A 12,328-nucleotide genomic window follows, 5' to 3' on the forward strand; every position below is an offset into this window, starting at 1 on the left:
CCGTGGAGCCTCACGCGGGGACGACGTTGACGAGCTTGGGGGCCCGGACGATGACGGTCCGGATCCCGTTCTCCGTCGCGGCGACCACCTTCGGCAGCGCCAGCACCTGCTCGCGCAGCGCGTCCTCGCTGATGTCGGCCGGCACCTGGATGCGGTCACGCACCTTGCCCTTGATCTGCACGACGCAGGTGACGGTCTCCTCGACGAGCAGCGAGACCTCCGGCTGCGGGAACGGCTCGTAGGTGATGGTGCCCTCGTGGCCGAGCCGCGACCACAGCTCCTCGGCGATGTGCGGGGCCAGCGGGGCGACCATGAGCACGATCTTCTCGGCGGCCTCGCGCGGCACCGCGTCGAGCTTGGTGAGCGCGTTGTTCAGCTCGATGAGCCGGGCGATCGCCGTGTTGAACGACAGCGCGGCGTAGTCACGGCCGACGGCGTCGATCGTCCTGTGCAGCACGCGTGCCGTCTCCGGGTCGACGGGCTCGTCGACGATGCGCACCTCGCCGGTCTCCTCGTCGATGACGTTGCGCCACAGGCGCTGCAGGAAGCGCTGCGAACCCACGACCGCACGCGTCTCCCAGGGCCGGGACAGCTCCAGCGGTCCCATGCCCATCTCGTAGACGCGGAAGGTGTCGGCGCCGTAGGCGTCGTACATCTCGTCGGGGCTGACGACGTTCTTCAGCGACTTGCCGATCTTGCCGTACTCGCGGTTCACCGGCTGGCCGCGCCAGGTGTAGATCGGGTCGCCGCCGTACTCGACGGACATCTCCTCGACCTCGGCCGCCGGCACGTACTGCCCGCGCTCGTCGGTGTAGGCGTAGGCCTGGATGTAGCCCTGGCTGAAGTACTTGCGGAACGGCTCCTCGCTGCTGAGGTGGCCGAGGTCGTGCAGCACCTTGTGCCAGAAGCGGGCGTAGAGCAGGTGCAGCACGGCGTGCTCGACGCCGCCGACGTAGAGGTCGACACCACCGGGGTCGGTGACGCCGGCCGGCGCACCCTCCACGGGCGCCGCGTGCGGGCCCATCCAGTAGGACTCGTTCTCCGGGTCGACCAGGGCCTCGGCGTTGGCGGGGTCGAGGTAGCGCAGGTAGTACCAGCACGAGCCAGCCCAGTTGGGCATGGTGTTGGTCTCGCGGCGGTACTTTTGCACCCCGCGGCCGTCACCGAGGTCGAGCTCGACCTCCACCCACTCGGGCACCCTCGACAGCGGCGGCTCGGGGCTCGAGGCAGCGTCGTCGGGGTCGAACGTCTTGGGCGAGTAGTCCGGCACGTCGGGCAGGGTCACCGGCAGCATCGACTCGGGCACGCCGTGGGCATTGCCCTCCTCGTCGAAGACGATGGGGAACGGCTCGCCCCAGTAGCGCTGGCGCGAGAACAGCCAGTCGCGCAGCTTGTAGTTGACCGTGCCCGCGCCGAAGCCCTTGGCCTCCAGCCACGCGATGATGGCCGCCTTCGCCTCGGCGACACCCATGCCGTTGAGCGAGATCTCGTCGTTGGCGGAGTTGATCGCCGGACCCTCGCCGACGTAGGCCTCGTCCTCGGGGTGGCCCTCGGCCGGCTGCACCGTGCGGATGATGGGCAGCTCGAAGCGGGTCGCGTACTCCCAGTCGCGGTTGTCCTGCGCCGGCACCGCCATGATCGCGCCGGTGCCGTAGCCCATCAGCACGTAGTCGGCGACGAAGACCGGGACCTGCTCGCCCGTGACCGGGTTGGTCGCGAAGGCGCCGGTGAACACCCCGGTCTTGTCCTTGCCCTCCGTCTGCCGCTCGACCTCGCTCTTGCGCGAGGCCTGCAGCTGGTATGCCGCGACGGCCTCCTTCGGGGTGGCCTCGCCACCGGTCCACGCGTCCTTCGTCGAGGCAGGCCAGTCGCCATGCGAGACAATGGTTTCCAGCAGCGGGTGCTCGGGTGCCAGCACCATGAAGGTGGCGCCGAAGAGCGTGTCGGGACGCGTGGTGAAGACCTCGATCGAGGCGTCCTGCCCGACCACGGGGAAGGAGACGCGGGCGCCCTGGCTGCGGCCGATCCAGTTGCGCTGCATCAGCTTGACCTTCTCGGGCCACTCGACCCGGTCGAGGTCGTCGGCCAGCCGGTCGGCGTAGGCGGTGATGCGCATCATCCACTGGCGCAGGCTCCGCTTGAAGACCGGGTAGTTCCCGCGCTCGGAGCGCCCCTCGTTGGTGACCTCCTCGTTGGAGAGCACGGTGCCCAGGCCGGGGCACCAGTTCACGGGCGCCTCGGAGGTGTAGGCCAGCCGGTGCTGCTCCAGGATCGCGCTCTGCTCGCTGGGGCTCAGGGCGGCCCAGTCGCGGCCGTTCGGCGTCGGGCGCTCCCCTGACGCGAACTGCTCGACCAGCTCACCGATCGGCCGGGCCCTCCCGCGGCCACCGTCCTCGCGCACGGCATCCGCGTCGTACCAGGAGTTGTAGATCTGCAGGAAGATCCACTGCGTCCACCGGTAGTAGTCGGGGTCGATGGTGGCGATCGTGCGCCGGTCGTCGTGGCCCAGGCCGAGGCGCCGAAGCTGGCGCTTCATGTTGACCATGTTCTCTTCGGTGGTCTTGCGCGGGTGCTGGCCGGTCTGCACGGCGTACTGCTCCGCGGGCAGGCCGAAGGCGTCGTAGCCCAGGCAGTGCAGCACGTTCTTGCCCGTCATGCGGTTGAACCGGGCGAAGACGTCGGTGGCGATGTAGCCCAGCGGGTGCCCGACGTGCAGGCCGGTGCCGCTCGGGTAGGGGAACATGTCGAGGACGAGCAGCTTCTCGCGGCCGGCGACCTTCTCGGGCTCGGCCCACGGGCCGGCGGGGTTCGGGGCGTGGAAGGTGCCCTCCTCCTGCCAGCGGTCCTGCCAGGCGACCTCGATCTGGCCGGCCAGCTCGGCCGTGTAGCGGTGCGGCGTCTCGTTCATCTCATCCCTCGCGTCGTGGTTGCGCTCGCGCTCTTCGCACAAAAAAGCCCCTCACGCAGGAGGGGTTCGCCGCGGTGACGTCCGGCAGTCCGGTTCGTCAGCGCGGCTGTCGAAGAAGCAGCGAGCGTGCCATGGGCTCAGGTTACCGCAGCAGTCCCAGCACGATGAGCACCTGTCCGAGGTGGTAGGTCACCATGACCAGCAGGGACGCCCACCGCCACGGCCTGACGAACCGGGCGTGCGCGAGGACGGCGTCGCTCACCATGAAGACGGTCGCGCCCGCGGCGACCAGCGGGCGCCCGGTGCCCCACGCGGTCACGACCATCGCGCCGATGACGAGCACGTATGCCGCGACGGCAGCTGCCAGCCCCGGCCCACCCTGCGCGCCGGCCGCGGCCAGCACCGGCCGGCCGACGACGGCGACCAGCACGAGCACTAGCACGGCACCGGGCAGCGCGGCCACCAGGCTCTGGGGCCCGACCGGCAGGAACGCCGCGACGTAGGCCAGGTGTCCGAGCAGGAAGGCGGACAGACCTACCATGAAACGCGGCTCGCTGTCGGAGAGCAGTGCCACGTCGCCGAGGAGGCCGAGCACGAGACCGGCGAGGAGCCAGCGCCCAGAGGCCGAGTCGGCGGCGCCCATCGAGAGGACTGCGCCCGTCAGCGCCACCATCGTGAGCGGCTTCGCGATCCGCTCGAGGCCGTGCGAGCCGCGCCACACGGCATACCAGTCGAGGACGGCGAAGCCGGCCACCAGCGCCCACAGCACCCCAGTCACGGGCCGAACCCTCCCACACCCCCTGCCACGCCCGTGGCGGAGCTCGCGGCGGTCGGTGGGGGGTGTGCTCCCTGCAGCAATCAGCGTAGCTCGAGCCGGGCTCGATGCCGGATCTCGTGCGCGGCCCCGCTCCCTACCGTCGCCCTATGGAGGGGACACTGCGCCTCATCGCCTGGATGGAGCGCCACGCAGGGGCTTGGGGTGCGGCCGGCGCGGTGCTGCTCTTCGCGTACTGGAACGCGCTCGCGCGCGACGTCGCCCTGCCGGCCGCGGCACACACCGCCCTCCAGCTCGCCACCACGGCCCTCATCACCATCGGCGTTGCCGGCCACCAGCTGCGGCAGGGCACCCATCCCGCCAGCTGGGTCGGGTGGGCAGGCGCCGCAGCCGTGGGCATGGGCTTCTGGGGCTCGCTCCTGCTGACCTGCGCGGGACTGCTGCTGTTCGGCATCTCGATCGTGCGCTGCCGGGTGCACCGGACCACCAGTGGCGTCTTCCTCGCAGCGGGTGCGGGCATCCTCATGTTCAGCACCTCGTTCGCGCCGGGCTTCGGCAGCGACAGCTCGGTGCCCCTGGGCATCGAGTGGCTGCTCCTCATGAACGCCGGTCTCGTGCTCATCATCAAGGCCATGGTCGACCTGGCCCTCGCCGTCTCGGAGGACGAGCAACCCGCAGCCGCGTAGGCGCGCCTCTTCCCCACCGCCGCCCGTTCGACGCCGGACAGGGCGGCGGGCCCGGTTCACCGAACCGGGCCCGCGCCCACCCCCAGCCTTCGTGTTGCCCCGCGGAGGCCTTGGTCCCCGGCCGCCGGCCCCGCTGGCTGGGACCCACATGCCAAACGTAGGGGATCAGCAGACCAAGTCTTTACCTTTGCGGGCCAGGACCAGCCGAAGAGCCGATGACAAAGAACCGCGAAGCGGGCGCACGCGGCATACGTCCCAAGGCCGTTGCTGGCGGCGGGCCCCCGGGTGGGGGTCACCACCGGCTTCACGTGGCCGGGTGCGCAGTCCCGGGCCGGGCGGAGGCGCGTGGCGCCTCCCCGTGCAGCTCGCGCCGCACCTCCCACGCCAGGGCCAGCAGGGCCAGGCCCAGGACGACGGCGTACCAGCCGATGAGCCACGTGACCACGAGGGCGCCGGCTCCGGGGGTGACCACCAGCAGCACGGCGAACCCCATGGACAGCACACCCACCGCGCCGAGGACCCACTCGTGCCTCAGCTCGCGGCGCAGCTGCACGGCCGTCACGAGCTTCGCCAGGCCCGAGAGGAACGCCCAGACGGCGATGACGAAGAGCAGGACCAGACCGGTGATCGACGGCCACACCAGGGTGACGATGCCGGCCGCGATCCCGAGAATGCCGTGCACGACCAGCCAGACCCTGGCCCGGCCCACGGCGCCGCCGAACGCCGCCGCGAGGCTGCCCACCCCCTCCAGCAGGGCGAAGACACCCCAGGTCACCACCAGGGCCCAGAGCGTGATCTCCGGCCACACCAGGGTGGCGGTCCCGAACGCGAGGGCGAGCAGCCCGCGCACCCCCAGCCACCGCCAGTCGCCCACGTAGTCACGGATCATGGCCGGCCTCCTTCGAGCTGCGCAGCAGAGGCTGCTCCCACCCAGTAGAGACCCGGGACGGGCCCTCACCGCAGGGGCAAAGGTCCCCCGCCGGCTCAGCCGTCGGGCAGCGCGACCTCCCGTCGCCCGGACGGCGCGGACGGGAGCCGAGGCCCCACCAGCAGGAACGTCGGCATCGGCCCCTTGCCCTTGACGTCGATCGTGCCGCGCGGCTCCACCACGTACGTCGGCCCGAGGCCCGCGGCGACCCGCTCGGTCACCTGGATCTGACCCGGAAGCCCGTGGGACTCCATCCGGCTGGCCGTGTTCACGGTGTCGCCCCACAGGTCGTAGATGAACTTGCGCCTGCCGATGACCCCGGCGACCGCCGGCCCGGTGTCGATGCCGATCCGCACGGCGAGCCAGGTGTGGCCGGTGCGTGTGGCGAGTGCGGCGATCTCCTCCCGCATGGCCAGCGCGGCCCGGGCCGTCGCCTCGAGGTGCCCCGGTCTGGGTTCCGGGAGGCCGGCTGCCGCCATGTAGGCGTCACCGATCGTCTTGATCTTCTCCAGGCCCTGCTCGTCGGCCACTTGGTCGAAGGCCGAGAAGATCTGGTCGAGCAGCGCCACCAGCTCTCGCGGCGCCATCACCTGCGAGCGCTCGGTGAAGCCGACAAGGTCGGCGAACAGCACGGTCACCGAGTCGTAGTGCTCGGCGATGACGCCGCTGTCCCGTTTGAGGCGCGCGGCGATCTGCTCCGGCAGCACGTTGCGCAGCAGCCGCTCGGACCGTTCCCGCTCGGCCTCCAGGGCGCGGTGGGCGCGGGCCCGCTGCTCGACGAAGTAGGCCAGCATGACGTAGGTGCACAGCGTCACCCCCATGACGTTGAGCACGAAGAAGGCCGTGACGAAGCCGGTCGGCAACGCCGCCGGGCTCTCGGCCAGGCGGGGGTCGAGCACGGCCAGCAGCACGAGCTCGGCGAAGAAGGCGAGCAGCCATCCGAGCGAGCCTCGGGTGCCCAGCAGGGCCAGGGCCGCCAGTGGGGTGAAGACCGACCACAGGATCATGCCGCTGGACGCCACGAACCCCCCGAGCGAGGCCTGAAGGAGCGCAGGCAGGACCAGGAAGGCGATGAGCTGGGTGGAGCGGAAGAGCGCGAAGCGGTGGGTCCGTGACAGCACCACCAACCCGGTGACGGTGAGCACCTGGTACGCGGCGGGGATGGCGCCCGAGAGGGGGTAGCCGTAGACGGTGTAGGTGATGACCCAGACGAACGAGACGAGCGAGATGAGCACCGAGACCAGCACCAGGGTGCCGGAGCGGAGTCGCTCGTCCGCCGAGCTGTCAGGTGGTGCGCCGAGGCCGGCGAGCGCTGCCAGCGCGCTCATCAGGCGCGTGGTCAGGCGCCTCGACCGCGGTCGGGGAAGAGCGGGGTGGGGGTGCACTTCGCCCACCCGCGAATGCTAGGCGCCCGGGCCACCGGGCCGCCACGACCACGCGTCAGCTCCGAAGCCGGAACCACACGTCCTTCCCGACGCCGGTGCGCGGCTCGACCCCCCAGTCGTCGCTGATGACGTCGACCAGGCGCATGCCGCGACCGGACTCGTCAGTGGGGTCAGCCTCGCGAACACGAGCGGGGTCCGCGCTGCGGTCGGTGACCGAGACCCGCAGGCCGTTGCTGCCGTCGCACTCCACCCGCATCGTGATCGGTGGGGCACCGTGCAGGACGGCGTTGGTGACGAGCTCACTCACCAGCAGCTCGGCGTCGTCGACGACCCGTGCATGGTGCGTCTCACAGGCGGCGGCCCGCAGGAAGGTCCGGGCGAGCGCTGGAGCCCGGGCATCGGCAGGCAGACGCGTCTGTGACGGCCCTTGCACCTCACACATTGCACTCCCCCTGTATGACGAAAACCCCTCCCGGAAGACCTGGGAGGGGTTCTGCTGCTTCGTCCCAGCGACTCGGTGAGCCACTGCTGGTGGAGCTGAGGGGACTCGAACCCCTGACCCCCTCCATGCCATGGAGGTGCGCTACCAGCTGCGCCACAGCCCCGTGCGATTTCTCGCCCGGCCCCCCGGAGGGGACGCCAGAGTTTATCCACCAGACCCCCCGATTCACCAAATCGGCCGCTCAGGCACGGGATTGGGGGCCGTCGAGCGTCTCGATGCCGGGCGGACCGACGTTCCAGCGCACCAGCCGCCACCCGACGCGCCCCTCGGCGACCTCGGCCCAGTGACAGTTGCCCAGCCCGCCCAGCGTGGTCCACGCCGTGCCCTGGTCGAGGCCGAGCAGCTCGGCGACGGCGGCCCGTCCGGCCACCCCGTGGGTCGAGACGACGATCGTCTCCCCCTCGCCCATCGAGGCGATGAGCTCCTCGAGCGCCTCGGCGGTGCGACGGGCCACGTCAGCCACCGTCTCACCGTGCTCGCCGCGCACGAAGTCCTCACCGCGCAGCAGCTTCTCCTGCTCCTCGGGCCACTGCGCGCGCACCTCGGCGCCGCTCATGCCCTGCCAGACGCCGGCATGGATCTCGCGCCATCGCTCGTCGTAGGTGATGGGCACACGGCACGCGTCGGCCACCGCCCGCCCTGTGACCGCGGCACGCTGCAGGTCGGAGGCGACCACCCGCACGGGAGAGAGGGCCGCGAGCGCCCGCCCCGCGGCATACGCCTGCTCCACCCCGCGCTGCGAGAGCGGGCTGTCGAGCTGGCCCTGCCAGATGCCGGCCGCGTTGTGGGTGGTCTCGCCGTGCCGGAGCACGACGACGCGGCGGCCCAGCGTCACCTGCGCACCGTCACTGCTGGCGGCGCTTCTGGACGCCCAGCTCGATCTCCGGGCAGTCCTTCCAGAGCCGCTCGAGCTCGTAGAAGTCGCGCTCCTCGTCGTGCTGCACGTGGACGACGATGTCGCCGTAGTCGATCAGCACCCAGCGCCCCTCGCGCTCGCCCTCGCGGCGCACCGGCTTGGCCCCGGACTCGCGCAGCTTGTCCTCGACCTCGTCGACGATGGCGCCGACCTGGCGGTCGGTGGGCGCGGAGACGATGACGAAGACGTCGGTGAGCGCGAGCTGCTCGCTGACGTCGATGGCGGTGATGGTGGTCGCCAGCTTGTCCTCGGCGGCGAGGGCGGCGACCTTGGCGAGGTCGAGGGCGTGTTGCGTTGCGGGCACTGCTCTCCTACGGGGCGTTCAGGGGGTGGGCCGCGGCGGTTCGCTCCGCGGCATACAGGTGGTGTTTGTTGATGTACTGCACGACCCCGTCCGGCACGAGGTACCAGATCGGCTCCGCCCGTCCGACGCGCTCACGGCAGTCGGTGGAGCTGATGGCCATGGCGGGCACCTCCTGCAGCGTCACGCCGTTCTCCGGCAGGCCCGCGTCGGTGAGCTCGTGGCCCGGCCGGGTGACGCCGATGAAGTGGGCGAGACCGAACAGCTCGTCGGCGTTCTTCCACGACAGGATCTCGGCCAGCGCGTCGGCGCCGGTGATGAAGAACAGCTCGTCGTTCGGGCGCTGGTCGTGCAGCTCGCGCAGCGTGTCGATGGTGTAGGTGACGCCGGGCCGGTCGATGTCGACCCTGCTCACCGTGAAGCGGGGGTTGGAGGCGGTCGCGATGACCGTCATGAGGTAGCGGTGCTCCGCTGGACTGACGCCGTCCTTGTGCCAGGGCTGCCCGGTCGGCACGAAGACGACCTCGTCGAGGCCGAAGAGGGCCTGCACCTCGCTCGCGGCGACCAGGTGGCCGTGGTGGATCGGGTCGAACGTGCCACCCATGACGCCGAGGCGCATGCGTCAGCCGCGTTCGTCGGCCCGGGGGTGCGCGTGTCCGCCGGACATCCTCTGCGCGGTGCCGCGGAACATCCACAGCACACCGAGCAGGGCGGCGAAGGCGACGAGGGCGATGGCGCCGAACATGTACGGGGACATGGGCAGCTCGCGCCCGTGCTCCTCGGCGGCGGCGAAGAGGTTGGCCAGAGACGACGACATGCGGCACAGCGTACCGGTCGGCCGCTCACCCGCCTGTCATCGCCCGGTGTGGGCCTCGCGCCTGTCCACGGGTTTCGTGCACAGGGCTGTGCACAACTACCGCCTCGCGCAGGGCGGGGCTGTGGACGGACCTGTGGGTGGGGGCGGGCGCGAAGAAGTTTCCCGGTTTCCCTGCGGCCGGGGTCGGGCGGGCACTAGAACTTGGCTCACTCGCTCCGTGGGGTGGCCCCCGACTGCGCCAGCGGTCGTGGGACGCCGCGCGGAGCTGGGCCGGCCGGATAACGGCGGGTCCGCCGTCGCCGGCCCGCCGGCGACGGTTCCGGGGCGCGTCCCCGGGTCCGCGGGCGACGCCGCGGAGGGCCACCGCGACCCTAAGGCTCGACCGCCGCCGGTGACGGGGTTCACCCCCACCCCGCGCCACCGTCGCAGTGGCCACCTCGCGGCCGGTCACCCACCGGATCCGCCCAGCGGAGCGGGAGGCCGCAAGGCCCCGGCGCCCACGACCCTGCCAGCCAGGGTCGTGGGTGCCCGCCACCCGCACGGCCAGGGTCGTGGGTGCCCGCCACCCGCACGGCCAGGGTCGTGGGTGCCCGCCACCCGCACGGCCAGCCCCTAGGCTGGATCCATGCCACCTGAGCTGAGCCCCGAGCTGAGCATCGTCGTCCCCGTCTACAACGAGGAGGACGTCCTGCCCCTGCTGGCCCAGCGCCTGCGTCCGGTCGCCGACGGCCTCGGCACCGGCTACGAGGTGGTCGCGGTCGACGACGGCAGCACCGACGCGACCGCGGTGGTGCTGCAGCGGATCCGGCGCGAGTGGCCCGAGCTCCGGGTGGTCCGGCTGCGCGCGAACGCCGGGCACCAGGCGGCCATCTCCGCGGGCCTGTCGGTCGCTCGCGGCGACTACGTCGTCACCCTCGACGCCGACCTCCAGGACCCGCCGGAGGTCATCCCCGAGATGCTCACCACGGCCCGGGAGCAGCGGGTCGACGTGGTCTACGGCGTGCGCTCCGACCGCTCGACCGACTCGGCGTTCAAGCGCCTCAGCGCCCGCGCCTTCTACCGCGTGATCCGCCTGCTGTCCGGCACCCACGCCCAGACCGACGCCGGCGACTACCGCATGATGTCGCGGGCCACGGTCGACGCCGTCAACGCCCTGCCCGAGCACAACCGGGTGCTGCGGTTCATCGTCCCCGCCCTCGGCTTCCCCTCGGCCTCGGTGTCCTACAAGCGCGACGAACGCGCCGCCGGCCGCTCGAAGTACCCGCTGGCCAAGATGCTGCGGCTGTCGATCGACAGCGTCACCGGCTTCTCGATCGCCCCGCTGCGGGCGGCCACCTGGCTGGGCCTGACCGGCGGCCTCGCGGCAGTGGGCCTGCTCGTCTACGCCCTGGTCGCCCAGCTCGTCGGCCACACCCTGCCGGGCTGGACCTCCACCGTGGTGGCGGTCGCCGGGGTGGGCGCCGTGCAGCTGCTCTGCCTGGGCATCCTCGGCGAGTACGTCGGCCGGATGTACGCGATGCTGCAGGCCCGTCCGACCTACTTCATCGCCTACGACTCGCTGACCGGCCCGGCCACTACCGCCGACGCGCCGTTACCAGCAGAGTCACACCAGGCATCCCTTTGACCGGCAGGTAGCGCTCAGCCGTCACCACGGCCCGCAGGCCCGCGTTGACGAGCGGGTGCAGGTCGCTGAGGTCGCTGCCGCGGCTGCTGCGCCGGCGCAACGCCACCACGGGGCGCAGCAGCACGTTCCACGACGTCATGGACTCGATCTCGAAGCCGCCGCGCTCGAGCACGTCGCGCAGCGTCACCCGCGTGTAGCGGCGCACGTGGTCGACGGCCACGTCGTGCTCCGACCACAGCCGGGGGTCGGCGGGCACCGCCACGAGGAAGGTGCCGCCCGGGCGCAGCACCCGGTGCACGTCGGCGACCGCGGCGTCGTGGTCGAGGATGTGCTCCAGCACGTCGAAGGCCACCACCAGGTCGAGGCTGCCGTCGGGCAGCGGGAGCGCCGTCGCATCGGCTCGCAGCACGTCCAGCCCCCGGCCGCGGGCCACCTCGGCCCCGTCGGCGCCGTACTCCAGGGCCGCCACCGACCACCCGGCGGCCTTCAGCACCCGGGTGTTGCCACCTCCCGCGGCACCCACGTCGAGCGCCCGGCCGGGAGTCATCCCCCTGATCGCGCGCGCCAGCAGGTGCCGGCGCTCGCGGTACCACCAGTGGGTGTCCTCGAGCGCGGCCAGCTTGCGAACCTCGGTGCCTTCCACGGGCGGTCATCCTGCCACGGGCCGGCGCCGGCCGCGGCGCACCCGCCGGTATGCCGCGTGGGCCCGGGCCCGCGGCGCCCTCACCACCGGCTCGGACTAGCCGCCCCGGAGGCCGAGGACCGCGCTGCAGGCGTCGGCGACGAGGTCGGCCCGCCCGGCGCGCACCGCGCGGGCCAGCCCTGCCACCGCCGCCGGGTCCGGGGTGTCGTCGGCGAGCTCGCCGATCCGTTGGGCGAGCGCGAGGTCCAGCTCACCGAGGAGCGAGGGGGCCGCCACGAGGCGCAGCACGCAGCCCCAGACGTCCTCGAGGCTGCGCGTCGTGCCGTCGTCGGCGAGCAGGGCGGCGCGCAGGGAGGCGTCGGGGTGCCCGGCGGCCTCGCGGGCGAGCCCAGCCATGGTGGCGGCACGCGCCCGCCGCAGCTCGCCGACACCAGCACCGGCGAGCGGGGGGAGCTCGGCGGGCGCGGCCGGCTCTCGGACCACCGCCCCGTCGCCGTGCCTGACCTCGACCCGGCCGCGAACCTCGAGGGCGACCAGCGCCCTGCTCAGCGTGGCGCGGCTGACGCCGAGGTCCTTGGCCAAGGCGCGCTCGGGCGGGAGCCGGTCGCCCGGGACGAGGCCCTGGGCGTCGATGAAGTCGCCGATGTGCTCGGCGAGCTGCTCGTACAGGCGGGGCCGGCTGAGCCGGCCCGGGCCGGTGGAGGCCTCGGTCACCGCCGCCTCCGGGCGGCGCGGGCGGGCTCCGAGCGGCGACACGGCATACCGGCACCCTATTGACAGCGGCCCCGGTGGCCAAGAGGCTAGGCCACTGTCCCGAACCGGACGTATCTCACATTTCGGTCG

General features: G+C 72.2%; 13 protein-coding genes and 1 tRNA gene. 2 read left to right on the top strand and 12 right to left on the bottom strand.

The features are described 5' to 3' along the window. Positions 1-10: 10 nt before the first annotated feature. Positions 11-2,908, bottom strand: a complete 2,898-nt coding sequence (leuS, locus tag P0Y31_RS09775; protein WP_275868716.1) for a leucine--tRNA ligase — start codon at positions 2,906-2,908, stop codon at positions 11-13. 142 nt (positions 2,909-3,050) lie between these two features. Further along, entirely contained in the window at positions 3,051-3,686 is a 636-nt protein-coding gene (locus tag P0Y31_RS09780; protein ID WP_275868718.1) for a lysoplasmalogenase, read from the bottom strand. 146 nt (positions 3,687-3,832) lie between these two features. Here P0Y31_RS09780 and P0Y31_RS09785 point away from each other — a divergent pair, with 146 nt between their 5' ends. Continuing rightward, entirely contained in the window at positions 3,833-4,369 is a 537-nt protein-coding gene (locus tag P0Y31_RS09785) for a hypothetical protein (RefSeq protein ID WP_275868720.1), read from the top strand. Positions 4,370-4,673: 304 nt separating this feature from the next. Here the strand turns inward: P0Y31_RS09785 and P0Y31_RS09790 are convergent, their stop codons facing one another. The 8 genes from P0Y31_RS09790 to P0Y31_RS09825 form a co-directional block, all read right to left on the bottom strand. Then, on the bottom strand, positions 4,674-5,258 hold the full coding sequence (locus tag P0Y31_RS09790; protein WP_275868722.1) for a DUF308 domain-containing protein: 585 nt from the start codon (positions 5,256-5,258) through the stop codon (positions 4,674-4,676). A gap of 95 nt (positions 5,259-5,353) precedes the next feature. After that, positions 5,354-6,625: an adenylate/guanylate cyclase domain-containing protein gene (locus P0Y31_RS09795; protein WP_275868724.1), complete on the bottom strand. Its 1,272-nt coding sequence runs from the start codon at positions 6,623-6,625 to the stop codon at positions 5,354-5,356. A 112-nt stretch (positions 6,626-6,737) separates the two neighbouring features. Further along, positions 6,738-7,124, bottom strand: a complete 387-nt coding sequence (locus P0Y31_RS09800; RefSeq protein WP_275868726.1) for an ATP-binding protein — start codon at positions 7,122-7,124, stop codon at positions 6,738-6,740. 87 nt (positions 7,125-7,211) lie between these two features. Then, positions 7,212-7,287: transfer RNA gene (locus P0Y31_RS09805), tRNA-Ala, on the bottom strand. 78 nt (positions 7,288-7,365) lie between these two features. Next, positions 7,366-8,019 (bottom strand): histidine phosphatase family protein, encoded by a 654-nt coding sequence (locus P0Y31_RS09810; protein ID WP_275868728.1) that lies wholly within the window; start codon positions 8,017-8,019, stop codon positions 7,366-7,368. 10 nt (positions 8,020-8,029) lie between these two features. After that, a complete protein-coding gene (gene rsfS / locus P0Y31_RS09815) occupies positions 8,030-8,404 on the bottom strand; it encodes a ribosome silencing factor (RefSeq protein ID WP_275868730.1) in 375 nt (124 codons plus the stop codon). A 7-nt stretch (positions 8,405-8,411) separates the two neighbouring features. Next, positions 8,412-9,020 (bottom strand): nicotinate-nucleotide adenylyltransferase, encoded by a 609-nt coding sequence (gene nadD / locus P0Y31_RS09820; RefSeq protein WP_275868732.1) that lies wholly within the window; start codon positions 9,018-9,020, stop codon positions 8,412-8,414. Between the two features lie 3 nt (positions 9,021-9,023). After that, positions 9,024-9,218, bottom strand: a complete 195-nt coding sequence (locus P0Y31_RS09825; protein WP_275803894.1) for a hypothetical protein — start codon at positions 9,216-9,218, stop codon at positions 9,024-9,026. Between the two features lie 625 nt (positions 9,219-9,843). Here P0Y31_RS09825 and P0Y31_RS09830 point away from each other — a divergent pair. Further along, on the top strand, positions 9,844-10,842 hold the full coding sequence (locus tag P0Y31_RS09830) for a glycosyltransferase family 2 protein (protein WP_275868734.1): 999 nt from the start codon (positions 9,844-9,846) through the stop codon (positions 10,840-10,842). Here P0Y31_RS09830 and P0Y31_RS09835 read toward each other — a convergent pair. Both P0Y31_RS09835 and P0Y31_RS09840 read right to left on the bottom strand, forming a co-directional pair. Continuing rightward, positions 10,793-11,485 (bottom strand): class I SAM-dependent methyltransferase, encoded by a 693-nt coding sequence (locus P0Y31_RS09835; protein WP_275803898.1) that lies wholly within the window; start codon positions 11,483-11,485, stop codon positions 10,793-10,795. The two genes, P0Y31_RS09830 and P0Y31_RS09835, sit on opposite strands and share 50 nt — an antisense overlap. A gap of 96 nt (positions 11,486-11,581) precedes the next feature. Beyond that, positions 11,582-12,199 (bottom strand): winged helix-turn-helix domain-containing protein, encoded by a 618-nt coding sequence (locus P0Y31_RS09840; protein WP_275868950.1) that lies wholly within the window; start codon positions 12,197-12,199, stop codon positions 11,582-11,584. Between the last annotated feature and the right edge of the window lie 129 nt (positions 12,200-12,328).

This window comes from Knoellia sp. 3-2P3, from assembly GCF_029223115.1.
Classification (GTDB): domain Bacteria; phylum Actinomycetota; class Actinomycetes; order Actinomycetales; family Dermatophilaceae; genus Pedococcus_A.

What these genes read in the sequence shown, in the direction of transcription:
- P0Y31_RS09800 (WP_275868726.1), bottom strand. Translation starts at nt 7,124, where the DNA reads ATGTGTGAGGTGCAAGGGCCGTCACAGACGCGTCTGCCTGCCGATGCC.
- P0Y31_RS09785 (WP_275868720.1), top strand. Translation starts at nt 3,833, where the DNA reads ATGGAGGGGACACTGCGCCTCATCGCCTGGATGGAGCGCCACGCAGGG.
- leuS (WP_275868716.1), bottom strand. Translation starts at nt 2,908, where the DNA reads ATGAACGAGACGCCGCACCGCTACACGGCCGAGCTGGCCGGCCAGATC.
- P0Y31_RS09790 (WP_275868722.1), bottom strand. Translation starts at nt 5,258, where the DNA reads ATGATCCGTGACTACGTGGGCGACTGGCGGTGGCTGGGGGTGCGCGGG.
- P0Y31_RS09825 (WP_275803894.1), bottom strand. Translation starts at nt 9,218, where the DNA reads ATGTCGTCGTCTCTGGCCAACCTCTTCGCCGCCGCCGAGGAGCACGGG.
- P0Y31_RS09795 (WP_275868724.1), bottom strand. Translation starts at nt 6,625, where the DNA reads ATGAGCGCGCTGGCAGCGCTCGCCGGCCTCGGCGCACCACCTGACAGC.
- P0Y31_RS09830 (WP_275868734.1), top strand. Translation starts at nt 9,844, where the DNA reads ATGCCACCTGAGCTGAGCCCCGAGCTGAGCATCGTCGTCCCCGTCTAC.
- nadD (WP_275868732.1), bottom strand. Translation starts at nt 9,020, where the DNA reads ATGCGCCTCGGCGTCATGGGTGGCACGTTCGACCCGATCCACCACGGC.